Below are 24,695 nucleotides of genomic sequence, written 5' to 3' on the forward strand. Positions count from 1 at the left end.
TGACTCACAACTTTGTTAAGCTCATTGTATGCCGGTAGTTCCTTTTTAGGCTCCTTCTGTTTGGCCGTATTTTGCCTAACTCAGCTTCTAAATCGAACAGAATGGATCTCAACAATAAAAATGACAGACACCAGAGAGGTGAATAATGAAAATAGTTCCAGAGCAAAAAAAATTTACTAAAAATACACTCACGCTAGCAGTAATCGCTGTCTGCTCAGGTATTTCTTGCTTATCTATGGCGCAAAATAATGCCAAGGAAGATGGGGTTATTGAGGAGGTAACCGTAACAGGATTCCGCAGTAGTCTGGTCAATAGCCTGAATATTAAAAAAGAAAAAGTCGGCATGGTTGACAGTATTACCGCTGAAGATATTGGCGACTTCCCGGATAACAACCTGGCCGAATCCATGGGGCGTATTTCAGGTGTAGTGATCACGCGCGCAAATGGACAGGGTAAAAATATTAGTGTGCGCGGCTTAAGTTCTGATTTTACTCGCACCCGTTTAAACGGCATGGAGGCGCAAGCCGCTACCTACAACACCACCTCCCGATCTTTTGACTTTAACCTTTTTGCGTCTGAGCTTTTTAGTCGCCTCGATGTAACCAAAACGTCAGAAGCTAAATTAGAAGAAGGTTCTTTGGGCGCGACTGTGGATATGTACACCGCACGCCCCTTTGACTATAAAGGCAATAAATTTATTGTGGGCGCAAAGTTAGGACGCAATGAAAATGCAGATGAATTGGATCCACGCCTTACCGGTTTAGCAAGCATCCAAAACGATGAAGGTACTTTGGGCGCTGCCGTCTCAATCGCCTACTCGGATTTTTATACCGCAACGAATTCAGCGAATACAGGCCGCTGGGAAGCTAATACCGGTGCGGGCAATAACAAATGGAAAAATGCGGCGAGTTTACCGGCTGACATTAACAATGCTTTTCATCCTCGTTTTCCACGTTACTACAATAATAAAGCTGAGTTTAATAACCTCGGGATTACAACAGCACTGCAATGGCGACCTACTGATTCAACTCTATTAACACTGGATGTATTGCACTCGACACAAGATCAGGATGAAGTTGCGCCGGCATTAACACCCATTTCTCTTTCGCGCACTGGCACGGGTGGCCGCGTTCAAACGACGGTTAATCCCGATCCAAACACTTACACCTTTGATGCTAAAACAAATGCCTTGCTACGCGCACAGTTGTCCGGTGTTGATATTCGCTCGGAAGGTGTTGAGCGCCACATAGAGGATGAATTCAATCAATATTCTTTATCGCTCAAACAAGACATTTTTGACAATTTCAAATTAAATTTGATGGCAGGCCGCTCGGAATCAGAATCCCGCGGGATTCAAACCCTGGCCATTCTTGAAGCATTCAATCAGGACTTTTCTTATGACTATACAAAGGGCGGGCAATCATCTCCCACTTTTACTTACGGATTTGATTTAACCAACCCTGCCAATTGGATCATTTCCGAGTCTCGTCTCAACAACAAAACAACCACCTATTCATTTGATAATTTTGCTGCTGATCTCGACTGGGAAATTAACGATACATTTTCGGTGAGCACCGGGGCATCGAGAAAAGTTTTCGAGTTTGATTATTTTGATTTAAATAAAAACGTAAACTTTTGGGATGATTCCCTGCAAGGCAGTAAATTAGCATCCAGTGTCGTTAGCGCTGGCTGTCCGGTGACAGTGGCAGGCTTAAAAACCGTTGGTCAAGATATGGGTTCCCTTTACCAAGACTGGGCAGGGCAAGTGTATTTCAATGCCGATTGGCCAGCATTTGCTAAAAGTATTGGCTTTCCACAATCCAACAATAACACTACCGATTCTTGTTACAAACTTGATCATGGCGCAAGTGGACGACGCAATGTTCAAGAAACAGATTCAGGTGTCTATGCCCAGTTAAACTTGCGCACTGAAATAGGATCCATGCAATTTCTGGGTAACGTTGGTGTGCGTAAAGCAGATACCGAAGTTGAGTCAACCGGTGATATAGGTGTGGAAGCAACAACGGTTAAAAAAGAATATTCCGACACTCTGCCCTCTATTAATGCGGGATTGTGGTTGACCGATGAAATAATTGTGCGTGCTTCATGGGCGGAGGTTATGTCGCGCCCATCATTGGGCAACCTGACACCAGGCGGAACGGTAGATGGATTTAATCGCACCTATACAGCGGGCAACCCAGGGCTTGATCCTTATCGTGCTAAAGCAACCGACATATCGGCCGAATGGTATTTCACCGAAGAAGGCCTCTTGTCGATCGCTTATTTTGAAAAGGATATTGAATCTTTCCCGGCAAGAATTGATGTCACCGTACCTTGGACTGCACTTGGCTTGCCCAACAGTTTGCTCTCTAGCACACCGGCGACACCAAGCGATATGTTCCAATACAAATCGCTGCAAAATGGTGTGGGCGGCAAGCTCGATGGCTGGGAGTTACAGTACCAGGCACCCTTCCAATTTGGTCCACAATGGCTGCAAGACTCCGGTGTAATTGTCAATTACACCAGCATATCTTCCCGCGTAAATAACGGCACCGAAGCGGCTCCGGTATGGGGGCGTTTGGTTGATCAGGCAGATGAAAGTTATAACCTGACACTCTGGTATGAAAACGATGCAGGTTTTGATGCGCGTATTGCCTATTCCCACACAGGCGATTCGCCAACCCTGGCCATATCTCGATTCAATGTCAGTAGCGGGCCGCGCGCAGGTATATTGCACGGTGAGGATTTGCGCGATGCAACAGATTTTGTTGACGCAAAAATCGGTTATAAATTTAATGACTCGCTGAGCGTTAGTTTTGAAGTATTGAATATTACCGACGAAACAGTGAGAACAAGTATGGGCAGTGACGGCTATAATCTGGAAGAGATTTCTGATCAATCCGGGCGCCAGTTCTACTTAGGGCTGCAATATAAATTCTTGTAATGTTTCTACGACACTCTGATTAACATCCAATCTAGCCAGTCACAATTAACTTTAGATAGTAGCTAGATTGAAATGGCAAGAAGGGTGTTGTTTAGTTAAGAAAAATCAATAACTAAGGATTCCGGCAATAAGCCCTGAAAAATGGGCAGCAACATTCTAGTTGCGCGCTAAGCTGTACTTTAGTTATCTCTGGAGAGTATTTAGTCCTTTAGGTCTGCTTCGGCAGGCCTTTTTTTATTTTCCAGGATGAAATGTTCACTACACTTAACTGCACAAAGGCAGGAGTATTTTTTTATGACAAAACCGAAGCGCATCAGCAGCTTGGCAAACAGTTTATATGTCTGGCTATTAAGCAGTTTACTGGTGCCGGGATTGCCCGCTATGGCAGCTGAAATACAGCCGGAGCGCATGATTGTGCTGACCGATATCGAAGCAGATCCGGATGATGCACAAACACTGGTTCGCCTGATGCTCTACGCCAATCAAATCGATATTCAAGGCTTGGTTGCTACCACTTCGGTGCATCAAAAAAATCGCATTGCACCCGAGTCGATTCATCAAATCATTAAGGCTTATGGCAAAGTACAAAAAAATCTGAACCGCCACGAGCCAGGCTTTCCCGCCGAAAAAACGTTGCATAACCTAGTTAAGTCGGGGGCGTCAATTTATGGCATGGCAGCGGTTGGCGATGGCAAAGACACCGAAGGTTCTGACTGGATTATCAAGGTGCTACGCGAACCCGATACGCGCCCGCTGTGGATTTCAGTCTGGGGTGGCGCCAACACGCTAGCGCAAGCGCTGCATAAACTAAAAGCGACCACATCACCCGCCGAACTCGCTGAATTAGTGGCGAAATTACGCGTGTACACCATTTCAGATCAGGACGATGCCGGTTTTTGGATTCGCAAAGAGTTTCCGCAATTAGACTATATCGTCAGCCCCGGCGGCTATGGTGCAGCCACTTGGATTGGCGTGAATCAAGTAGTGGATGGCATTGATAATTCCACCATCAGCAATCGCTGGCTGGCGAAAAATATCCAACAAAATCACGGCCCACTGGGCGCAGCCTATCCTGATGTTGCCTACGGCATGGAGGGCGATACTCCCGCCTGGTTAAATTTAATTCCCAATGGTTTGCGCTCGGCAGAAACTCCCGCTTGGGGTGGCTGGGGCGGACGCTATGAATTGTATATTCCCCAGCGCGCCGATACCGACCCCAAGGGCTTTAATGGTGGCATTCCAATTGAGCAAGAAGTGCGCCCTATTTGGACTAATGCGGTAGATACTTACTCTCCATCGGTTATGGGGGAATATGGCCGCGCCACTCGCAGAAGTGAAAAAACCTTTAGCGATTATCGCACCACTATTTGGCGCTGGCGCGATGAATTCCAGGCAGATTTTGCCGCACGTATGGATTGGACTATAAAAAATTATGCTGAGGCGAATCACCCACCCAAAGTTGCGCTGACCCATGAAAAAAATATTCGCGTTCAATCAGGCCAATATTTTTCTTTAGATGCCAGTGCATCAAGCGACCCGGATGGTGACAGCCTGAGCTACTACTGGTTTGCCTACCCGGAAGCAAGCGGTTTTAAAGGAGAGGTAAAAATTGATACGGAAAATTTAGCGCGCATTAACATCACCACAGCCAACGTGAGCCAGGAGCAAACGCTGCATGTGATAGTGCGAGTGACCGATAAAGGTAAACCAGCTTTATCGCGTTATGAACGTATTATTGTGACGCTGACACCTTAGAAAAGTGCTGGAAAACCCCCAACTTTAATGGGTCATCTACGCAGTGATTACAAGCGATGAAAGATAATGGCGGAACTTGATATTTAACAGGGCACTAGTGAAGTTTTTGTACACCTGTCTAGCACGCTTAATCAAACTGGATGAAAGTCGACTTATCCCGAGACTCTTTTAAAATGGTTGCAGGAAAGCGATTCCTCAACGAAAAAGGGATAGACCCGTCTGATTTATATAAACATATAAAATGCACACCACAAACAGATTCAGAATATCGAGTGATTAGCTCAACCACACATAAGGTTACGGCCAAGGAGCGGGCGTGACACTGATATACTGGGCACCTCCGTCTTCCGGCTCAGGCTCCATTGCTTGCGCATCGATACCACATGCAATTTTACGAAAGTTTTCTTGCACTTCAGCAAAATCGTTTCTGTGTAAAGGCGACTCTTTGTTGGGTGTATTTTCTATAATCCAATCAACTAACTCATTGAATTTACTATTTACTTCCACTGCAAAGGCGATTTTTTCGGGTGCTTGTTGCATCGTATACTCCTGCCCAAATGATGATTGCTTACTGTCCGGTAAATACCCTGGCTGCGTAAAAACCTGCCACGGCCGAGGCTGCAGTTACGGCTGCTCCCCATGCGACATCCACTAATGTGAGGGTTATTGACCAATCCTTCAGTGTAACCATATTGATCAAACCATAACTCACGCATGCCACTAGCCCCAGCAATAAACTGAACCCGGTAGCAAGCATCCAGTGTTGCTCAGGCAAGGCAGGACTTACTGCAAAAAAAACGACTCCCACCAAATAGAGTAGATAAAAAATTAGCGCTGGAATCATCCTGACTTCTGCTGTCATGAGCACCCCTCCTTTGTGATTGATAGAAATTCTTAGCCACTTTTGTCAACCAAATAAAAATCCATTACACACAACACACGCGCGGCGAAACAACTAGCAACAACATCACGCAAAACTAAAATTTCACGTAGCTATGCATAGCAATAGCAGATGAAAATTTTCACAACCTTCTAGCTAGGAATAACATTTATTAATTGTTATCAAGTGTAACTAAAAGGCTGATTTTGGCATTCAGCACTTTGGAAACAGGGCAAGCACTTTTAACTTCGTTTGCTATCTCCTCAAACTCTTCCGCGTCCATCTCAGGAATCTTCGCTTGCAAATCGAGATGGACGGCAGTGATGGTGAACTCTTTTCCTGATTGCTCCAGAGTCACCTCAGCATTGGTAGTTAATTGCTCGACCAACATTTTCATTTCCGTTAACCGCGCAGCCAATGCCATAGTGAAACAACCCGCATGAGCCGCACCAATTAGCTCTTCTGGATTGGTTCCTGGAGTATCCTCAAACCGGGTATTGAAACCATAAGGTGAAGATGAGAGAGCAAGGCTTTGAGTTGAGATATAGCCTTTGCCTTCCTTTAATGTACCAGCCCAAGTTGCCGATGCCGTACGTAACATAATGATGCCTCCATAAAATCGATGGACTGATGCAGATAGCAATTTAAGAAATTTTGCTCAAATCGGTTGCATCATCGAGTCGTAACCATCGCAGGTACAACTAGGAGAGTCTGTGCGGTAACTAACAGTGAATTTCACTGTAAAAAAGCGGATTTATTAAATAAGGAGGGCTGAATTAGGCCGCAGTGGGAAAATTAAAAAAGGAGGCAATCGCCTCCTTTTATTCACTTCAAAAAATAATTACTTCTTAATACCTTCCACTTCCAGAGCAAGCTTCACAGTTTGCGATGCTGGACCGAGATCCATTTTTACGTTGAAGTCTTTCAGGTTGATGGTGGTTTCGCCGGAGAAACCCGCACGATAACCGCCCCACGGATCTTTGCCTTCGCCGATTTTATCGACTTCGATGGTTACGCTTTTGGTAACGCCATTCAGGGTGAGATCACCAACAATATCGAACTCGTCTTTATTATCACCCACTACAATTTTGGTGCTGGCAAAGGTGGCTTTTGGAAATTTTTCTACATTTAAAAAATCATCGCTGCGCAAATGTTTGTCGCGCTCAGCGTGATTGGAGTTTACGCTGCCGGTGTCGATAGATACGTTAACTGTGCTCGCTTCAGGTTTAGCTGGATCATAAGTGAACTCACCAGAGAAGGTATCAAAGCGACCGGTCAATACACTGTAGCCCAAATGTTTGATGGCAAAATTGATCGAGGCGTGCGCGCCCTTGGTATCAATAACATAAGTATCCGCCAAGGTTGGCAAACTCAAGAAACCAATACTACTCAGCGTTACCGCGAGCAAAGATTTTTTAAATAGGGATTGTTTTAACATAAATAAACTCCTTTGAGATTAACCAGCGTGGTGAAAAATAAATATTCATTTTTTTGCATCAATCAGATTTTTTTACCGGTTTTAGCATTCGCACTAAGGTGCGATCGCGAATAATAAAATGGTGAAATAAAGCACCTAGCACATGCAATGCAACCAGTAGGACAATGCCCCAGGCAAAATATTCATGCAGCTCGCCAGCGAGATCGACTTTTTGTGAACTCAATTCAATCAATACTGGGAAATGAATGAGATTAAACATACTCGCCGGTTGGCCTTCGGCGGTAGTAATTAAATAGCCGCTAATTAACACTACAAAGATAAAACCGTAGAGACCAAGCTTAACGAGTTTTGCCGCAAGGTTTTGCGCGCGCTTAACAGAAAGTTCAACCGGTGTTGGATTAACGACGCGCCAAACAACACGCAGCAACATTAACAGCAGCACCACCAAACCTAAGCTGATATGTAATTCAGGGCCTTTGTGATACCAGTCATCGTAGTAGCCCAAATCCACCATGTAGATACCAAGGCCAAACAAAAACAAAATTAATATCGCACTGATCCAATGAATCGCAATAGACATTAAACCGTAGCCACTGCGGGAATCCTTCAACATGCATCGCCTCTGAATTAAAAGTACAAATGAGCGCAATCGACTGCGCTCTGGACAAGGTGAACGAACGATAGCAGCAATGCGTACAAATTACAGTAGCGATCAAGTCTAACGCGACGGAGATGAAAAAACAGAACACCGGAAGTAAAGAAAGGTTTAATAGAATATTTTTTTATTTTTCAGCAGCTTATAAAAATAATAGTGCTCCTGTGCCAATCCCACAAAACCAACCAATCTACTTTTTTGTTGCTTATGATCAGTTTTTCAGTCGCTTTAACAGGCGACATTAAACAGAGATAGAGGGATTATTTAATACAGGTCGCTTGTGCCCATGCTCATCCAGCGCGACGTAAACATACTCACCCTGGGTGACCTGAGTAATTTGATGGGTGAGAAAATCTTTAATCCACACTTCGACTTTGACGCGTATCGATGTATTGCCGATACGCAAGGTACTGGTGTAACAACTGATAATGGCGCCCACCGGCACCGGCCGCATAAACACCATACTACCCACTGCAACCGTAGTCACCCGCCCCTGCGATACTTCATTGGCGTGGATCGCGCCAGCGAGATCCATTTGCGCCATTACCCAGCCGCCGAAAATATCGCCAAAGGGATTGGTGTCGGCAGGCATGGTGATGGTTTGCAGAGCGATGGTGCCGGTGGGGGTCGCATTAAACGTTTGCATAGATTACTTCCGAAAAGCTGATTCCAAGAGGCGGATTGAGCTCTGAGTATAGACCTACATCTGCTCTGGCAACCAAGTCACCAACCCCGGCCACAAGGCCATAGCGCAGAGCACCAATAATTGCAGGGCGATAAAGGGAATAACACCGCGATAAATTTCGCCGGTTTTAATACTGGCGGGCGCTACACCGCGCAAATAAAACAGGGCAAAACCAAACGGCGGGGTGAGAAATGAGGTTTGCAAATTTATCGCGATCATAATGCCCAGCCAGATTGGATCCACCCCCATGGCGAGCAATACCGGGGCGACAATGGGTACGACTACAAAAATAATTTCGATAAAATCGAGAATAAAACCCAGCACAAACATCACCAGCATAACGAGCAATACGGCAGTGAAAACGCCACCCGGCAGCTGGCTAAAAAAGGCATGCACTAATTCTTCACCGCCGAAACCACGAAACACCAATGAGAATAATGAAGCGCCGATCAGGATCATAAAAATCATTGCGCTGATTTGCAGAGTGGAGCGCGAGACTTCGCGCAAGCGCTTAACACAAAATTGTTTTTTACTGAGCGCTAATAAACAGGCACCTAATGCGCCGACACCCGCCGCCTCAGTTGGTGTTGCTGCACCGATTAAAATAGAACCCAAGACCAAACCAATTAATAACAAAACCGGCAACAAGCTCAGCAATACTTTTACAAGAGATACTTGTTGCTCGTCAGCGTTGATCACCACCCGCGGAATAATATGCGGGCGGAAAAAGGCGGTGAAAAAAACATAGAGCATATAGAGTGCAACCAGCAACAGGCCGGGCACTAAGGCGGCGACAAATAAATCGCCCACGGAAATCGTTTTTGGGTTAAACACGCCGAGTTTTAATTGCGCTTGTTGGTACGCACTCGACAACACATCGCCCAGCAATACCAACGCAATCGAAGGCGGAATAATTTGCCCGAGAGTGCCTGTGGCGCAAATGGTGCCGCAGGCAAAACTGGGCGCATAGCCGCGTTTAATCATCAGCGGCAGCGACATCAAGCCCATGGTCACCACTGTTGCGCCGACAATGCCGGTGCTCGCTGCCAACATGGCACCAACGGCTATCACGGAAATTCCCAAACCGCCCGGTAAACGCCCGCAAGCTTTGGCCATATTTTCTAACAGATCTTCTGCAAGGCGGGATTTTTCCAACACTGTGCCCATAAACACAAACAGCGGCACAGCAACTAGCGTGTAATTATTCATGATGCCGTAAAGGCGCGAGGGAAAACTTTTTAATAAATTCGGATCAAATACGCCGCCAACAATGCCCATACCAGCAAATGCCAGAGCGACGCCACCGAGGGTGAACGCAACGGGATAACCGAACATTAAAAAAATACAGATAGCGGCAAACATAAACAGCGGAATCAATTCAATTAGCATGATGATTCCTCCTGCGCGACAAACTCACTCTCAGGAATTATATTCATCAATAGCAACAAACTGCGCAGCAGTTCTGCAATGGCTTGCAAACTCACACTCAGCGCCATCAGCGGCAGTAAACTTTTTAACAAATACACACCGCCCATGCCCCCGGAATTTGCCGAGCCTTCGTTTATTCGCCAACTTTCCTGCACAAACTCCCAACTGCCCCAGCCGATAAAAATCATTAGCGGCAAGGTCAATAACACACTGCCCAAGGCATCCACCCACGCGCGTTTACGCACTGACATACGGCGATAAACAATATCCACCCGCACATGGCCGCCGCGTTTAAGCGTGTAAGCCGCGCCCAACATAAATACCAGCGCGTGCATATAAGTGACTGACTCTTGCAAGGCGATGGAACCTATACCCAACAGATGGCGCAAGCCCACCACAATGCAGGCGATGATCACCATAATACCGGTGAGCCAAGCCGTGGTATTGCCGGTAAATTCAGCAATTGCATCGAGCCAGCGAAGCAGAAAAAAAGAGGACGCAGGTGCAGGGAAGTGATTCATGAGTTAGATTTTTTATCAGAACTGAGTGGCGGCGATTATACCTGATTCTTATTAGACATCACTTAAGTTAACGGGTAGCAACTTGTTCATGGTTACGTATGATACGTATCCTCTTGCCAACGTTGCGGATTGGTACGCACATATTCAGTTATCGCTGAATAAGCTTCCTGGCTACGAATAATATGCTCGTGATAATTGCGCTGCCAAACCGGAACACCGTGCATATCAATATTTTTATTAATTGACCAAGTACACCGCGCCTTAAAACCCCGCACAATTTCCCCAACCGTAGGGGCGCGATTTATCGCGCCCTGATTTAATTCGGGCGCAACATCAAGATTGGGCGCAATAAATTGCGCCCCTACGAGTTGGATTATTCCGTGTAGGTGGTTTGGCATGATTACAAAATCATGCAAATTTACCTGATGGTAATTGCTGATAATTTCGCGCCAATACTTTTCGACAATTTTGCCTGTGCCGTTGAGTATCATTTGGCCATCGACAATATCACCAAAAATCATGCGGCGCTCATAAGTACAGATGGTAATAAAATACCAGCCGGGTTGTGAGTAATCATAGCTACGTAGGCGAATAGATTGGCGGTGATGTACCTTGGGGTTGTAACTCATACATTCCTTTGTTTGATTTGTAATGTGACATGATCGATGTAGGGGCGCAATTTATTGCGCCCTGGTTTATTCCCAAAAATCAGGGCGCGATAAATCGCGCCCCTACGGTTTACTGCAATTTACCCAACTTGCCCTTCGCCGCTTCGCCAATATCACCACCGCCTTGCGCAGCTTGCTGGTAATACTGTGCCGCTTGCGCGCGGTTGCCTTTGGCCATATTGACCTCACCTAAATAGTAAGCCGCAATTTGAGTAGGCAAATAACGCTGGCTCACCAGCAGATCTTTTTCTGCCATGTCGTTTTTACCCAACTGGCTATAGGCGATACCGCGAAACACATAGGGTTTAAAATATTGTGGATTGGCTTGCACGGCGCGATCCAACGCGGCTACTGCGTCGCTGGTTTTATCCTGCTGCAATAACAACTGACCTTTCATCTCCCAGAATAAATTTTCTTTCGGCTGTTGGGCGATAGATTGTTCGACATAAGTCATCGCATCGATATATTTTTTCTCTCCCGCCAGTTTTTGCGCTTTTTGATAATTGGCGTAGGCTTTTTGATCTTTGGTCACTTGCGCCATAGCCCGCTGAAAGGCCTCTTTGTTGCGCACGCCACCGGGATATTTAGCGGCATTAGCGCGATTGCGAGCGACCCGCTCCTGTGACGGTGGATGGCTGGCAAACAGGCCTTCGATAAACCCGGAGTTGCGCCCTTGCGATAACTTCACAAAAATTTCCTGCAATTCAACGGCGGCTTGTGCATCGTAACCGGCCTTCGCCATGTACTTCATGCCCACTTCGTCGGACTGCAACTCGTGGTCGCGGCCATACTTGGCTTGCCATGCCTGTGAGCCCACCGCCAAGGCCCCCACACCCAAAGCACCGTACTCGGGTTTTTTCTCGGCAATCGCCACACCCGCTATTAATACTCCCGCCCCCATCAATACATTTTGGGTTTGCTGTTGCGCACCGTGGCGCGCGGCGGCGTGCACAATTTCGTGCCCCATCACTGCCGCCAGCTGGGCTTCATCTTGCAGGTACACCAATAGGCCACGGTTGATGGCGAGTTTGCCGCCGGGCATCGCCCAGGCATTGGGCACATCGTTATTGAGCACCACAAATTCGTAGGGCAGATCGGGGCGATCGCTCACTGCAGCGAGTTTTTTACCCACCTTCTGTACATAAGTAGTAAGGCCTGGATCAACCACATATTGGCCGCCCTGGGATTGCTGCGCAGGCACATAGTTTTGCGCACCGGCTGCCACTTCTTGCTCGGGCGACATAAGTGAAATCTGGCTTTTGCCAGTCACCGGGTTAACCACACAGCCAACCAGCGACCATGCCAGAACGCTAACGGCGAGAATGGGGGAAAGTAATTTCATAGTAAGACTCCTTGAGACAGAGGCGGGTATAATGCCACATCTTTTACCACACGATTTTTAATACAAGGTGAATCCCTGCCAATGAAATCCCTGCAAGTGATCGAACTCTTTGCCGGTATCGGCGCCGATGGCAAACCGATAGTCGAACAACTTCATGTGCGCGAGTTGGAAGATGGCAACTTCCAACTGGTGCAATCACCCGCGTTTGCCAAGGGTTTAGCCAGTGGCGATGTGGTCAAAATGCTGCCCGATACCCGTGAATTTGATTTGGTCCAGCGCAGCGGCAATCTGAGTGTGCGCGTATTTAGCCGCAGCGATATTCAAGCGCTGGGCGATGTGCTCACCGCTGAACTGGAAAAACTCGGCGGTGAACTGGATCGCGAGACGCCGCGTATGTTGGTTTATTCTATCCATGTGAGCTGTGGCTTCAGTGCGATCGAGAACATACTCAACGAATATGTCGGCCGCGACGGCCAAAGCGCCTGGATGTACGGCAATGTCTACGACCCAGCCGACGGCGAAACACCGCTCAACTGGTGGCTGGATTTGCTCAAGCCTGAATGACATTTTCGACAAAAATCTCTTACAAGTATTTTGATCGTCACTCCCGCGCGCGGGAGTCCAGTTTTTGACCATCAGACCTATGGATCCCCGCCAGCGGGGATGACGACTCCCTTTTGAAGAAGCCCTGTATGCTGCATCTGATCTCCCCTGCTAAAACCCTGGACTTTGAAACGCCACCCAAAACCGCCGAGTTCACCCAACCGCAATTCCTCGACCATTCACAGGAATTGATTAACGACCTGCGCCAGCTCACGCCGCCGCAGGTTTCCAAGCTGATGTCGATCAGCGAAAAACTGGGTGCATTAAACGCGCAGCGCTTCCTCGAATGGAGTGCGCCTTTCACCCCACAAAACGCCAAACAAGCGCTGCTGGCATTTAAAGGCGATGTGTATACCGGAATGGACGCGGAGCAATTTTCCAAAGCCAATTTCACCTTTGCTCAACAACATCTGCGCATCCTCTCGGGTCTATACGGCTTGTTGCGCCCGCTCGATTTGATCCAGCCCTATAGGTTAGAAATGGGCACCAGCTTCGCCAATGCGCGCGGCAAAAATCTGTATCACTTTTGGGGCGATATCATCACCGAGCAACTCAATCAGGAGCTGGATGCGCAGCAAGAGCGGGTATTGGTGAACCTCGCCTCTAACGAATACTGGAGTGCGGTGAACACTAAAAAATTGCACGCCGAAGTAATTACGCCGGTGTTCAAAGATTGCAAAAATGGCCAGTACAAGATCATCAGCTTTTTTGCCAAAAAAGCGCGCGGCATGATGAGCGCCTATATCATCCAGAATAAATTGACCAAAGCGGAGCAGATTAAAGGCTTTGATACGGCAGGCTATCGCTACGACGAGACCAGTTCATCGCCCAAAGAATGGGTTTTCTTAAGAGAAGAAAGTTAGAGCAATAGAGCTGCGGAAAATATGACGATATGTACTTAAACAAACAGATAAATTAATCGCGATAAACAAAAATATTTTTAGCGACAAACTTTATATAGTTAAAAACTCGACTAACCTAGTTTTGGCGGCGAAAACGATCTTAGCAGGCCGTTGCAAATGAATGCGCAGCTCCCTACAGTTTTGGAGCTTTTGAATAACCAATAATAGCCACGATAGGAAATCGCCCGATGAACCTCAGCCATGCGTATCTCGATCGCATTATCGCCCGCTTGTCGCAAGTGGCCGAGGTTTCCTACCGCCGGATTTTTAACGGCGTCGGCCTGTATTATCGCGGTGTGCAGTTCGCCATTATCATCAATGATCATCTCTATCTTCGCGCCGATGAATACTCACGCCCGCTCTATCAGCAAAAAGGCATGACCGCCTTTCAGCCGCGCGCCGCCATTAATGTCGACTCCTGCTTTTTCCAATTGCCCAATGAAGTGCTCGATCAGCCGGGTGAACTCCGCCACTGGCTGCGTATTGCGGTAGAGGCAGCGCAGATTGGCAACTTCTGCGACGATGAAACCACCCTCGACACCCCCATTCGCCACCTGCAAGCGCGCGCAAATTATTAAAGCTGGTCTAGGCTAAAGGGATATTTGTTAGAGAGATGACCTATGGGCATTCGTATTCTGGTGGTGGACGATGCCACTTTTATTCGCGACATGATTAAAAAACAGCTGCGCGACAAAATTTCCGGTGTGGAAGTATTTGATGCACCTGATGGCGCCCGAGCCTTGGCACACCTAAAAGGTCAGACCATGGATCTGATTCTCTCGGACTGGGAAATGCCCAATATGACCGGTGCCGAGCTGCTCACCGCAGTGCGCGCCATGCCCAATGCCGGCACCATTCCCTTTATCATGATCTCCAGCCGTGGCGACCGCAGCCATATAGTGAAAGCCATTGAGCTGGGGGTATCAGATTATTTAACCAAACCCTTTTCCGCCGAGGAACTGTTAAAAAAAGTCTTTAAACAACTCAAGCTCGCGGGCAAAACCCCGGTACAACAGGTGCGCACCGCCTCTACCCAAGGCATCGCCTTCGCCTCGGTCGATGTACTGACCGGCGGCGCCGCACCTCTCTCTACCACACCCAAAACTCCCAATCCGTTTGCCAATAACAGCGCTGGTGTACTGGGCGCGCAGTCAACGGCTCCCGCTGCGGCAAGCCCCAAGGAAGTCGCATCGCCTAAAACGGCCAAGGGAAAAGCACAGCTGCGCTTCTCGAATAACCGTAGCTTTGGCTGTGTGATTCGCGAAATGTCGCTGCAAATGATGAATTGCTTAATGCAGCGGACAGAGGACCTACCCACTATTTTCGAGCAGGCAGTGGTCGATATAGAAACGGGGGATGGCAACAGCCTTGCCCGCGTCAATGGCTATGTTCATAGCATTCAAGCCGGTGAAAGCCGCCCGGATACCAATGTGGTCAAAATTATTATCCGCTTTGTAGATAACGATGCCGACAAGTTTGAAACTCTCTCCAAGTACATCGCCCAGATGTAGCTTTTTTAACTTCGCAGCAGCAATCCAGCACTCAATGACTATACTCAGTCCATAATGATTGACTGATTGCCGCCCGATTTGCAGGTATCCCTATTTATGCTTCGTCTTACCCACTATTGCCAACAAGCTTCCCTTCTGGCGCTGCTGTTTATTGCCGCTTTTTCACAGGCGGAAATTGACCATCGTTTTTCCGGTTTTGCCACACTCGGGCTGGTCAGCAGCGACAACCCCAAGCTCGCCTTCCGTCGCGATATTTCACAAGGTGATGGTTCTTATGATGGCACTCTGGAATGGCGCACCGATAGTTTGATTGGCGGCCAATGGGATAGCAGTTGGTCATCCAACATCGATACCACTGTGCAGCTGGTTGCCAAAGATCGTCATGAGAACAATCTCAACAATTCAGTGGAATGGGCATTTGTACGCTATCGCCCGGCCGATGGTTTTGACCTGCGGCTGGGGCGCTTGGGTACCGATATTTTTATGCTGTCGGACTACCGCCAAGTCGGTTATGCCTTCCCCTGGGTGCGTCCACCACACGACTATTACACCCTGCTTTCACTCTACCATTTTGATGGCATTGACCTAAATAAACGCATCAATTTGAGCCAGGGCACGCTCAACTTGAAAGCGTTCTATGGCAACTCCGATCAAAAATTCCCCACCGGTTTGCGCTCCAGCGATACAACTCGTCTGGATTTTGATGTGAGTGGCGCAAGTGTGGTTTGGGAGCAAAATGACTGGAAGCTGCGCTACAGCTATGCCAACGTAAACATCAATAATAATGTTGCTCAATCACTGATTGATGCGCTCGATGCCGCAGTACCACTTTGGCCCGAGGCCGCCAGCCTCTCCAGAAAAACCGCCACCCAAGGGCGCGATTTTCGCTATCACGAACTGGGCTTTGGCTACGACAACAATCAATGGTGGGTACAAGCAGAGGCAACACAATTGCGCAGTGCAACTGCCATAGTGCCCCAAAGTGACCACGCCTATCTCAGTATTGGCCGCCGCTTCGAGCACTTTTCGCTCTATACCCTCGGCGGTATCGCCCGCCCCAGGCATGACCCCGCTGTTGTCACCCCGCCAACAGGCTACCCCAGCCCCATTGCTGAACAGCTAGCCCAACTGGCTAGCGCCACCGCGCGCAGTCTCAATGGGGTGCGCATCCATCAAAAAAGTCTAGGTGCAGGCATACGCTGGGATTTTGCCGCCAAAATGGCACTTAAAGTGCAACTTGAAGAATTTAGAATTGACCGACAAGGCACCAACTTATGGTTGCGAACTAATTCCGGGCAAGCAATTACCGAGAATCAGAAATCACAGGTAATAAGCGTCTCACTGGATGTACTGTTCTAATGATGAAACTGTCAATATCGATCATTCTGCTGAGTTTTAGCGGCCTGCTCCAAGCCAATACCTTGGTGATCGTTAATGCTCACAATCCCATTACCCAGATGGAACACAAACAAGTGGTAGATTTATTTATGGGACGCAGCTCCGTTTTCCCCAATAAAGAACCCGCCCACACTCTGGATTTAAAAGCCGGTACACCGGTGCGCGCCAGCTTCTACAAAACCCTGACCGGCAAAAGCGAAGCGCAGGTGGATGCCTATTGGGCAACATTGGTCTTTGCCGGGCGTATGTCGCCTCCCAAACAATTAACCGATGAGCAACAAGTGATTGCGGAAGTCGCCGCCAACCCCAGTGCGATCGCCTATGTCAATCGCCAACCGCTGCCCGCTAGTGTAAAAATTGTGATGGAGCTAAACACCCCCGAATGAATATCAAAAGCCTTCACATCAAAGTATCTCTCAGCGTTGCCGCCGCGGCGCTTTTTGTAGTGATGTTATCGTCGCAATTTTTTTACAAAAGCAGCTATGAAAGCTCGTTTAGCGATAGTGAGCGCTCAGTGCAGCAGCTATTGGAAACCGTGCAAACTACTGCGGCTATTGCCGCCTATGTGGGCAACCGTGAACTCGCCCAGCAGGTGGTCACCGGCTTGACCCAAAACGATATTGTGGTGGGCGCCCAAATTATCGCCAACAACGAAATCATTGGGCAGGACGGTAAAACCAGCAGCGACATCAAACAAACTGCGCTGATTTCCATTCCCTTGATCGCCCCTTTTGACGACAAAGAAAAAGTGGGGCAATTGGCGGTTACGCCCAACGTTGCCCTTATTGCCCTACGCGCACGGGATTCGGCTATGGCCACCACTATCGGCCTGGCCGCCCAAGGCGCTGTAGTAGCGCTATTGGTATTGATACTGGTTTACTGGATGATGACGCGGCCGCTCTCCTATTTATCCGGCAACCTGCACCGCATCACCCCGGGCGATGGCAAACGGCTCGATGTAAATGGTTTGCACCGCGGCGATGAAATTGGCCTGCTCGCAGGTGATATCAACGCGCTACTGCACACAGTTGAAAATATGCTCGAAGAAGAACGGCAGTTGCGCCACCGCGTAGAACTATTGGAAACACGCTTTCGCGGTATTTTTGAAGACAGCAGCGCGGGCATTTTTTTAGTGCGGGAGTTGGGCGCACTGGTTACCGCCAATCCGGCCTTTTTCCGCCTGACCGGTTTAGCGGAACACCAAAGCGCTAATGTCGCCAACAACGATATTATTGCGCGGGTATTTCTCGACCACGAACAGGCCCGAGCGCTGATTCAGCTCGCCTTGGCCAGCCAGTTGCCGCAGGCTGCTGACCTGCGTATCCGCACCGGAAGCGAAGTCAATCTGCGCTGGGTGCACTGCATTTTTTCACCGGCAGACAATGAGCAGCAAGGCACCACTGTGGAAGGCGTGATGTACGACGTCACCCAGCGCAAGTTTTCCGAGGAGCGCATTCGCGAACTCGCCGAAAAAGACAGCCTCACCGGTTTAAGTAATCGGCAAGCCGCTGAAAGCGCGCTGGTGGAATTAATTCACCAAACCCCCATCAACAGCTGTGAATTTGCAGTGATGATGATCGACCTCGACCGCTTTAAATTCATCAATGACACCTACGGCCACGATGCAGGCGATAAAGTATTAGTCACTGTCGCCAAACGTTTACGCAAATTGGTACGGGATTCAGATATTGTCGCGCGTCTGGGTGGCGACGAATTTTTATTGATTCTCAATCATGCAGGCAATGTCGGCATGATTGAACGCATCGCGCAAAAAATACTGGATGCCCAGCAAGCCCCCATCGAAGTACAGCCGGGGGTGATGGAAAAAATCGGTATGAGTATCGGCATCGCCCTCTACCCCCAGCACGGCGACAACTCCCTCAGTCTGCGCAAACATGCCGATCAGGCGATGTATTCGGTCAAACGCGAAAGTAAAAATAACTACGCCATCTACAATCCAGACGAAAAAGCCACGACCTGAGTCAGGATCAAATGGTAGCCAAATAATGTATACGATTACATTTTTAAACGCGCCAAAAATGAAACGTTTACACACAATTTTCAACATAAATTAGGATTTAGTTTCTACAAAAAACCTTTTTTAAGCAAAATAAAACCAACCAGCTATTGCCCGAACTCGTTCCCCTGTGTAGCATTTTCACTATCAAGGTCGCGTTCATTGGAACACCGTGGGTAGCCCATGGCCGCCACTCTATTCGCGCCAATTCCTTTTTTGAGCCAACACCATGAAACAGCGTAAACCTATAGTCATCGCCAATTGGAAGCTGAACGGCGGTCTGGATCTGATCTGCACCTCCGTGGCGTCATTTATCGGCAAACACTTCGCGGCACAAATCGCCATCTGCCCGCCCTATTTGTACATGCGCGACATGATGACTTTTTTGCAGTATTCCGAATTGCAAATTGGCAGCCAGAACGTCAGCCGCTATGAATCCGGCGCTTATACCGGCGAGACCTCCGCACAGATGCTGAAACAAGCGGGCTGCTCGCTGTGTTTGATTGGCCACTCGGAACGCCGCGCCATGTTTGCGGAAAATAACGAGGGCTGCCAGATCAAAGTGCGCACCGCATTGAATCAAGGTTTACTACCCGTGCTCTGTGTTGGCGAAAACCAACAGCAGCGCGAGAGCAATATCACCGAGGAAATTCTTCGTGAACAATTGCGCGGCGGCCTTACCGGCATTGACCTTTCCGACAAAGATCTGTGTGTAGCCTATGAACCGGTATGGGCGATTGGCACCGGCCTTGCAGCAACACCGGCAATTGCGCAGCAAGTCCACCAATTTATTCGCGCCGAACTCACGCAGATTTTTGACGCAGACACAGCAAACCGAGTGCGTATTCTTTACGGCGGCAGCGTGACCAAAAGCAACGCGCGGGATTTATTGCAGCAAACCGATATCGACGGCCTACTCGTTGGCGGCGCCAGTCTGGACCCGGGCCATTTCCGCGCGATTTGCGAACAGGCATCCGAACTTGCAGAGATGAATACCTAGCAGGACAAGGGCGCGGGAAACAGCGCCCCTGCAGATCACATAACAAAAGAAAAACTAAAAAAGCTAATCGGCGAACAACACGGTCATCACAAAAAAATCAACCACAGCTCAGGATTTGATGATGAACAGTCTCGCTAACCTTGTTGCCCCCGGTGTTGCCACTGGCGATGCCGTAAAAACCCTATTTAATGCCGCCAAAGCAGGCGGCTTTGCCTACCCTGCCGTAAACGCAGCCAACACCAACACGATTAACGCTACGCTCGAAGCGGCACGCAAGGTCAACTCGCCGGTGATTGTGCAATTGTCGCAGGGCGGCTCCGCATTTTTTCTCGGCAAGAGCATTAAGCTCGAAGGCCAGGGCAGTTCGATTCTCGGCTCCATTGCCGCCGCGCACTATGTACACACAGTTGCCGAAGCCTACGGCATACCAGTGATTTTGCACACAGATCACGCCGCGAAAAAATTATTGCCCTGGATCGACGGCCTGCTCGATGCCAGCGAAAAACATTTTGCTAACACCGGCGCGCCGCTGTTCAGCTCGCATATGATCGATCTATCAGAAGAATCGCTGCAGGAAAATATCGAAATTTCTGCCGCCTATTTAGCACGCATGCACAAACTCGGCATCACCCTTGAGATTGAATTGGGTTGCACCGGTGGCGAAGAAGACGGTGTGGACAACAGTCATTTGGATAACTCCGCGCTCTATACCCAGCCGCAAGATGTCGCCTACGCCTATGAAAAATTGCGTCCGATCAGCGACAAATTTTCCATCGCTGCCTCGTTCGGCAATGTGCACGGTGTTTACAAACCCGGCAATGTAAAACTCACCCCGGAAATTTTGCGCAACTCACAAGCCTATGTGAGCGAAAAATTTGGTGTACCCTATAATAGTTTGGATTTTGTGTTTCACGGCGGTTCCGGTTCGGAAGCAGCCGATATCACTCAGGCAATCCAATACGGTGTGGTGAAAATGAATATAGACACCGACACCCAATGGGCATTTTGGGAGGGCACTATGAGCTTCTACAAAAACAATGCCGATTATTTACAAGGCCAAATCGGCAACCCTGATGGCGAGGAAAAACCCAACAAAAAATATTACGACCCCCGCGTTTGGTTGCGTCACAGTGAAGAGCATATGGTGCAGCGCCTTGAGCAATCATTTGCGGATTTAAATTGCCTTAACCGTTACGTCTAAATAATGCAGGTATGTGCATGAAAGAATTATTGAATGTGTTGCGCAGTGATGAAGTAGATACAGATTTAATTCACGTCATTGAAACACTGGTCGATATCAGCAAAGAAATCGCGTTTCGCGTGCGCCAGGGTGCGCTCGCGGGCGTGCTCGGCTCCTCCCAAGAAGAGAATGTTCAAGGCGAAACTCAAAAGCATTTGGATATTATTTCCAACCAGCTGATGAAAGATTTATTGCTCGCCTGCGCACCAGTGGCTGCGCTAGCATCAGAAGAAGAGGATTCAGTGGTCGCGGCAAATGCAGCTGGAAAATATGTAGTTGCCTTCGACCCACTCGATGGCTCATCCAATATTGACATCAATGGCCAGATCGGAACTATTTTCAGTATTTATCGCGCGCTCGATTCAGTACCTCATCACAGCGAGTTGCAATTTAATCAAAAAGGTTCACAACAAGTCTGCGCCGGCTATGTGCTTTATGGCCCGTCAACACTATTGGTAATTACTACTGGAACCGGCACGCGCTGCTTCACCCTCGACTCACGTCAGGGCGACTTTTTACTCACCGCTGACAATATTCAAATAGCCAAAGACACGCAGGAATTTGCCATCAACATGAGCAACTCGCGTTTTTGGAATGAGGCAATGAAAAGCTACATTAATGATCTTGTTCTAGGCGAAACCGGGCCGCGCGCAAAACGGTTTAACATGCGCTGGAATGCGGCGATGGTGGGGGATGTGCATAGAGTATTAACCCGCGGTGGAATATTTCTATACCCATCCGATAGCCGCAACGCCAAACAACCAGCCAAATTGCGTTTACTCTATGAAGCGAATCCAATGGCCATGTTGATTGAAAATGCCGGCGGCAAAGCACACAGTGAAACCCAACGTATTTTGGATATTCAACCGCAACAATTGCATGAAAGGGTGGCGGTGATTTTAGGCTCGGCGAATGAAGTGGATACCTGCCTAAAGCTGTAATTATTCCTGCTGCGACATTAGGGGCAGCTCAATACGCGCGCAGCAACCTTGTGCAGCTTCACGATTAAAAATGCGCAAGCTGCCTTGGTGCAACTCAATAATTTGTCGGCTCAACGCCAAACCTATACCAGAGCCTTGCGCCTTAGTGGTATAAAAAGGAATAAATAAATTTTGGTTGTGACGAATACCGCAACCGGAATCCACAATATCAATGCGCAGGATGCAACTCTGTGACGTTTGAATTTTTTCAACTGCAATAGTAATAGCGGCCGAGGCATCGCCCGCTTCTGCATGCTGCATAGCCTCAACCGCATTCTTCAATAAATTAATCAGCACCTGTTTCATTTGCGTACTATCGAGTGCGCAAACCAAATCGACATCGCCTATCAGCACAATGTTCTGCGCGATAAATAAAGGCAAAATGGGATTGACCAAAGTGCGGATGGAAATCTCTTCGCACTGCGGCGGTTTAATATGCGTCAAGCTGCGATACTGGGCAATAAACTCGGCGAGCGATTTGGCTCTATCAGCAATAATTGTCGCGCTGCCGAGAATATCCTCCCGCGCCGCCTGCGCGGCATCCACCTGTTGAAAGTCACAGTGGTTTACAATATCCATTAAGGAATGGCTTAGCGAAGCAATTGGCGCCAGCGAATTATTAATTTCATGACTGATAACCCGCACCAAACTCTCCCAGGATTTTAACTCCTCCTGCCGCAACACATGATTCATATCCGTAATAAGTACTAGCGTTTGATCGCTGCCAAACTCTCGAAACCTATCCACTTGCAAATACAATTTTTTAAACTGCTCACCCAACTGCAGATGAACCAGCGCTTTGCCCGGTTTATCTGGCAGTGTTATGGGTAATTGCTGCAGCGTTTTAAGCGGTGTTTTTTGTTCGAGTTGTAGCATTAGTGTGGCCGCACGATTTATCGCACTGATATTGCCATCCTCATCGGCGGTAATCACACCTATCTCAATTTGCGTAATAATTTTTTCCAACAGCGCACGCTTTTCAATGTTGGCCAATTTATGGCTGGACAATTCTTGGGATAACGTATTGATACTATTGACCAAACGGCTCAAGCCGGAAGAAGTTAATTCCTGCCGAGCTTTCAGTGAAAAATCACCTTGCAACATGCCCTCAACTACCGAGGTTAAACTGCGCAAGCGATAACGTAATTCGTGCTGCGTGATATACACCGCATAGGCAATGGCGGAAAATTCCAGCAGCCCCAAAATGGCAATAAAATAGGGCGAAAAATCTAGCTGCACACACAACCCAAGTGAAAAAAACGCCAGTGGTAAACTGGCGGCCAGTATTGCGCGGGTTTGAATAAATTCTAGTGGGCGCTTTTTCATCGAATTCGCAATTTTTCCAAACGCCGATAAAAAGCGCTGCGACTTAAACCTAACGAACTGGCGGCTTTGGACATATTGCCCGCCTGTTGCAAAATACGCGCTTCAATAATATTGCGCTCAAGCTCATCCAGAGTGCAATTGCTATCCAAGGCATAAAATGCCGAGCTGAGTTCACCGGCAGTTTGACTATTGCCCTGCAACATTAACGCATCCAGATCGATGATCCCGTCATCACATAGAATCAAACTACGCTCGATAACATGCTGTAGCTCGCGAATATTTCCAGGCCAATCATAACTGTTGAGCCGCTGGCGCGCCTCGGCGGTCAATTGCGCGAGCGGGCGCCGATGCCGCAGGCAAGCGGCCGTCAAAAACTGTTGGCATAGATCATCTATATCTTCGCGGCGCTCGCGCAGTGCAGGCACATGAATTTCAACTGTATTCAAGCGATAGAGCAAATCTTGCCGAAAATGCCCTTCACTGACGAGCGCGTGAATATCGGCATTGCTGGCAGAAATTAAACGCACATCGGCATTCAGCGTCACCGATGAACCCAAGCGCTCAAATTGTCGCTCCTCCAGTACCCGCAATAATTTCGCCTGTTGGCTGAGCGGAATATTGCCAATTTCATCTAAAAATAAGGTGCCATGATGGGCAAGTTCAAAGCGGCCAATGCGCGTTTCTTTGGCATCGGTAAAGGCGCCTTTTACATGACCAAACATTTCACTTTCAAATAAGGATTCGGCAATAGCGCCCATATTAATGGCAATAATTTGTTGATCGCTGCGCGCAGATAGGCGGTGAATATAATGCGCAAGCATACTTTTACCCGTGCCATTTTCACCGGACAAATAAATATTCAAATCACTTTTGGCAACACGGTGAATCGTATCCAGAGTCACTTTCATTGCCGCTGAGTGGGTAATAATCTGCTGATTTTTATGCGCAGAAACAGCTTGGCTCAACAATTTATTTTCCGTCATCAGCGCTATCTGGCAACGCTTTTGTTCCATGATGCGCGCTTGGGTTCGCACTATGTGCAAAAGCCGCTCGTTGTCCCAAGGTTTTTCAATAAAATCACTCGCGCCCTGTTGCAAAGATTTCACTGCTAGCTCAATTGACCCCCAACCCGTCATTACTACGAGAGGGATATCTGCATTAAAAGCTACGCATTGGCCAATTAAATCCAGACCTTCGCCACCTGAGGTAGTGTCATGGGTAAAATTCATATCCAACAACACTACATCAATCGCCGTTTGCTTGAGCGCGACCATTGCCTCTTGAGGGCTTTTTGCCAATAGCACCTGATGTTGATCGCGCTTCAACAACAGTTTCAGCGCCGCGAGAATTGCCTCATCATCATCAACAATTAATACAGTGGCCATTTATTTATCCGGGTTAA

Annotated in this window: 24 protein-coding genes; 12 read left to right on the plus strand and 12 right to left on the minus strand. The window is 48.2% G+C overall.

Going from position 1 to position 24,695, the window contains the following annotated elements; all coding sequences use genetic code 11:
* The first annotated feature begins 145 nt into the window (after nt 1–145).
* Nucleotides 146–2,944 (plus strand): TonB-dependent receptor, encoded by a 2,799-nt coding sequence (locus tag AC2CG4_RS07425; protein WP_484485643.1) that lies wholly within the window; start codon nt 146–148, stop codon nt 2,942–2,944.
* Nucleotides 2,945–3,238: 294 nt separating this feature from the next.
* A complete protein-coding gene (locus tag AC2CG4_RS07430; protein ID WP_484485644.1) occupies nt 3,239–4,699 on the plus strand; it encodes a nucleoside hydrolase-like domain-containing protein in 1,461 nt (486 codons plus the stop codon).
* Between the two features lie 297 nt (nt 4,700–4,996).
* Here the strand turns inward: AC2CG4_RS07430 and AC2CG4_RS07435 are convergent, their stop codons facing one another.
* From AC2CG4_RS07435 to AC2CG4_RS07480, 10 genes are all read right to left on the minus strand, one after another.
* On the minus strand, nt 4,997–5,239 hold the full coding sequence (locus AC2CG4_RS07435; RefSeq protein ID WP_484485645.1) for a hypothetical protein: 243 nt from the start codon (nt 5,237–5,239) through the stop codon (nt 4,997–4,999).
* 28 nt (nt 5,240–5,267) lie between these two features.
* A complete protein-coding gene (locus AC2CG4_RS07440) occupies nt 5,268–5,561 on the minus strand; it encodes a DUF2177 family protein (protein WP_484485646.1) in 294 nt (97 codons plus the stop codon).
* 190 nt (nt 5,562–5,751) lie between these two features.
* Nucleotides 5,752–6,180, minus strand: coding sequence for an OsmC family protein (locus AC2CG4_RS07445; RefSeq protein WP_484485647.1), 429 nt, complete (start codon nt 6,178–6,180; stop codon nt 5,752–5,754).
* Nucleotides 6,181–6,420: 240 nt separating this feature from the next.
* On the minus strand, nt 6,421–7,017 hold the full coding sequence (locus AC2CG4_RS07450; protein ID WP_484485648.1) for a YceI family protein: 597 nt from the start codon (nt 7,015–7,017) through the stop codon (nt 6,421–6,423).
* 58 nt (nt 7,018–7,075) lie between these two features.
* Nucleotides 7,076–7,630, minus strand: coding sequence for a cytochrome b (locus AC2CG4_RS07455; protein ID WP_484485649.1), 555 nt, complete (start codon nt 7,628–7,630; stop codon nt 7,076–7,078).
* A gap of 283 nt (nt 7,631–7,913) precedes the next feature.
* Entirely contained in the window at nt 7,914–8,318 is a 405-nt protein-coding gene (locus AC2CG4_RS07460; RefSeq protein WP_484485650.1) for an acyl-CoA thioesterase, read from the minus strand.
* 54 nt (nt 8,319–8,372) lie between these two features.
* Nucleotides 8,373–9,746 carry a TRAP transporter large permease gene (locus AC2CG4_RS07465; RefSeq protein WP_484485651.1) on the minus strand — a complete coding sequence of 458 codons (1,374 nt, stop codon included), beginning with the start codon at nt 9,744–9,746 and terminating at the stop codon, nt 8,373–8,375.
* Nucleotides 9,740–10,306 carry a TRAP transporter small permease subunit gene (locus tag AC2CG4_RS07470; RefSeq protein WP_484485652.1) on the minus strand — a complete coding sequence of 189 codons (567 nt, stop codon included), beginning with the start codon at nt 10,304–10,306 and terminating at the stop codon, nt 9,740–9,742. Before AC2CG4_RS07470 ends, AC2CG4_RS07465 begins: the two co-directional genes overlap by 7 nt.
* A 92-nt stretch (nt 10,307–10,398) precedes the next feature.
* Nucleotides 10,399–10,935, minus strand: coding sequence for a transposase (locus AC2CG4_RS07475; RefSeq protein WP_484485653.1), 537 nt, complete (start codon nt 10,933–10,935; stop codon nt 10,399–10,401).
* Nucleotides 10,936–11,044: 109 nt separating this feature from the next.
* Entirely contained in the window at nt 11,045–12,316 is a 1,272-nt protein-coding gene (locus AC2CG4_RS07480) for a M48 family metalloprotease (RefSeq protein ID WP_484485654.1), read from the minus strand.
* A 75-nt stretch (nt 12,317–12,391) separates the two neighbouring features.
* Here AC2CG4_RS07480 and AC2CG4_RS07485 point away from each other — a divergent pair, with 75 nt between their 5' ends.
* The 10 genes from AC2CG4_RS07485 to AC2CG4_RS07530 all read left to right on the plus strand — a co-directional run bounded on the left by AC2CG4_RS07485 (nt 12,392) and on the right by AC2CG4_RS07530 (nt 21,928).
* Nucleotides 12,392–12,880: a DUF4265 domain-containing protein gene (locus tag AC2CG4_RS07485; RefSeq protein WP_484485710.1), complete on the plus strand. Its 489-nt coding sequence runs from the start codon at nt 12,392–12,394 to the stop codon at nt 12,878–12,880.
* 128 nt (nt 12,881–13,008) lie between these two features.
* On the plus strand, nt 13,009–13,782 hold the full coding sequence (gene yaaA / locus AC2CG4_RS07490) for a peroxide stress protein YaaA (protein ID WP_484485655.1): 774 nt from the start codon (nt 13,009–13,011) through the stop codon (nt 13,780–13,782).
* 227 nt (nt 13,783–14,009) lie between these two features.
* A complete protein-coding gene (locus AC2CG4_RS07495) occupies nt 14,010–14,399 on the plus strand; it encodes a TfoX/Sxy family protein (RefSeq protein WP_484485656.1) in 390 nt (129 codons plus the stop codon).
* 42 nt (nt 14,400–14,441) lie between these two features.
* Entirely contained in the window at nt 14,442–15,332 is an 891-nt protein-coding gene (locus tag AC2CG4_RS07500; RefSeq protein WP_484485657.1) for a response regulator, read from the plus strand.
* 96 nt (nt 15,333–15,428) lie between these two features.
* Nucleotides 15,429–16,691, plus strand: a complete 1,263-nt coding sequence (locus AC2CG4_RS07505) for a hypothetical protein (RefSeq protein WP_484485658.1) — start codon at nt 15,429–15,431, stop codon at nt 16,689–16,691.
* A complete protein-coding gene (locus AC2CG4_RS07510) occupies nt 16,691–17,116 on the plus strand; it encodes a hypothetical protein (RefSeq protein WP_484485659.1) in 426 nt (141 codons plus the stop codon). The genes AC2CG4_RS07505 and AC2CG4_RS07510 overlap by 1 nt, the downstream gene beginning before the upstream one ends.
* Nucleotides 17,113–18,711 carry a diguanylate cyclase domain-containing protein gene (locus tag AC2CG4_RS07515; RefSeq protein ID WP_484485660.1) on the plus strand — a complete coding sequence of 533 codons (1,599 nt, stop codon included), beginning with the start codon at nt 17,113–17,115 and terminating at the stop codon, nt 18,709–18,711. Before AC2CG4_RS07510 ends, AC2CG4_RS07515 begins: the two co-directional genes overlap by 4 nt.
* A 265-nt stretch (nt 18,712–18,976) precedes the next feature.
* Entirely contained in the window at nt 18,977–19,747 is a 771-nt protein-coding gene (gene tpiA / locus AC2CG4_RS07520; protein ID WP_484485661.1) for a triose-phosphate isomerase, read from the plus strand.
* A 121-nt stretch (nt 19,748–19,868) separates the two neighbouring features.
* Nucleotides 19,869–20,948 (plus strand): class II fructose-bisphosphate aldolase, encoded by a 1,080-nt coding sequence (gene fbaA / locus AC2CG4_RS07525; RefSeq protein ID WP_484485662.1) that lies wholly within the window; start codon nt 19,869–19,871, stop codon nt 20,946–20,948.
* Between the two features lie 17 nt (nt 20,949–20,965).
* Complete coding sequence (locus AC2CG4_RS07530) at nt 20,966–21,928, plus strand: class 1 fructose-bisphosphatase (protein ID WP_484485663.1); 963 nt, start codon at nt 20,966–20,968, stop codon at nt 21,926–21,928.
* On the opposite strand, the gene AC2CG4_RS07535 is transcribed toward AC2CG4_RS07530, so the two are convergent.
* Together AC2CG4_RS07535 and AC2CG4_RS07540 are read right to left on the minus strand one after the other, a co-directional pair.
* Complete coding sequence (locus AC2CG4_RS07535) at nt 21,929–23,293, minus strand: sensor histidine kinase (protein ID WP_484485664.1); 1,365 nt, start codon at nt 23,291–23,293, stop codon at nt 21,929–21,931.
* Nucleotides 23,290–24,678 (minus strand): sigma-54-dependent transcriptional regulator, encoded by a 1,389-nt coding sequence (locus tag AC2CG4_RS07540; RefSeq protein ID WP_484485665.1) that lies wholly within the window; start codon nt 24,676–24,678, stop codon nt 23,290–23,292. The genes AC2CG4_RS07535 and AC2CG4_RS07540 overlap by 4 nt, the downstream gene beginning before the upstream one ends.
* Nucleotides 24,679–24,695 lie beyond the last annotated feature (17 nt).

The sequence above is a fragment of the Cellvibrio sp. ATLC23 genome, from assembly GCF_057196725.1.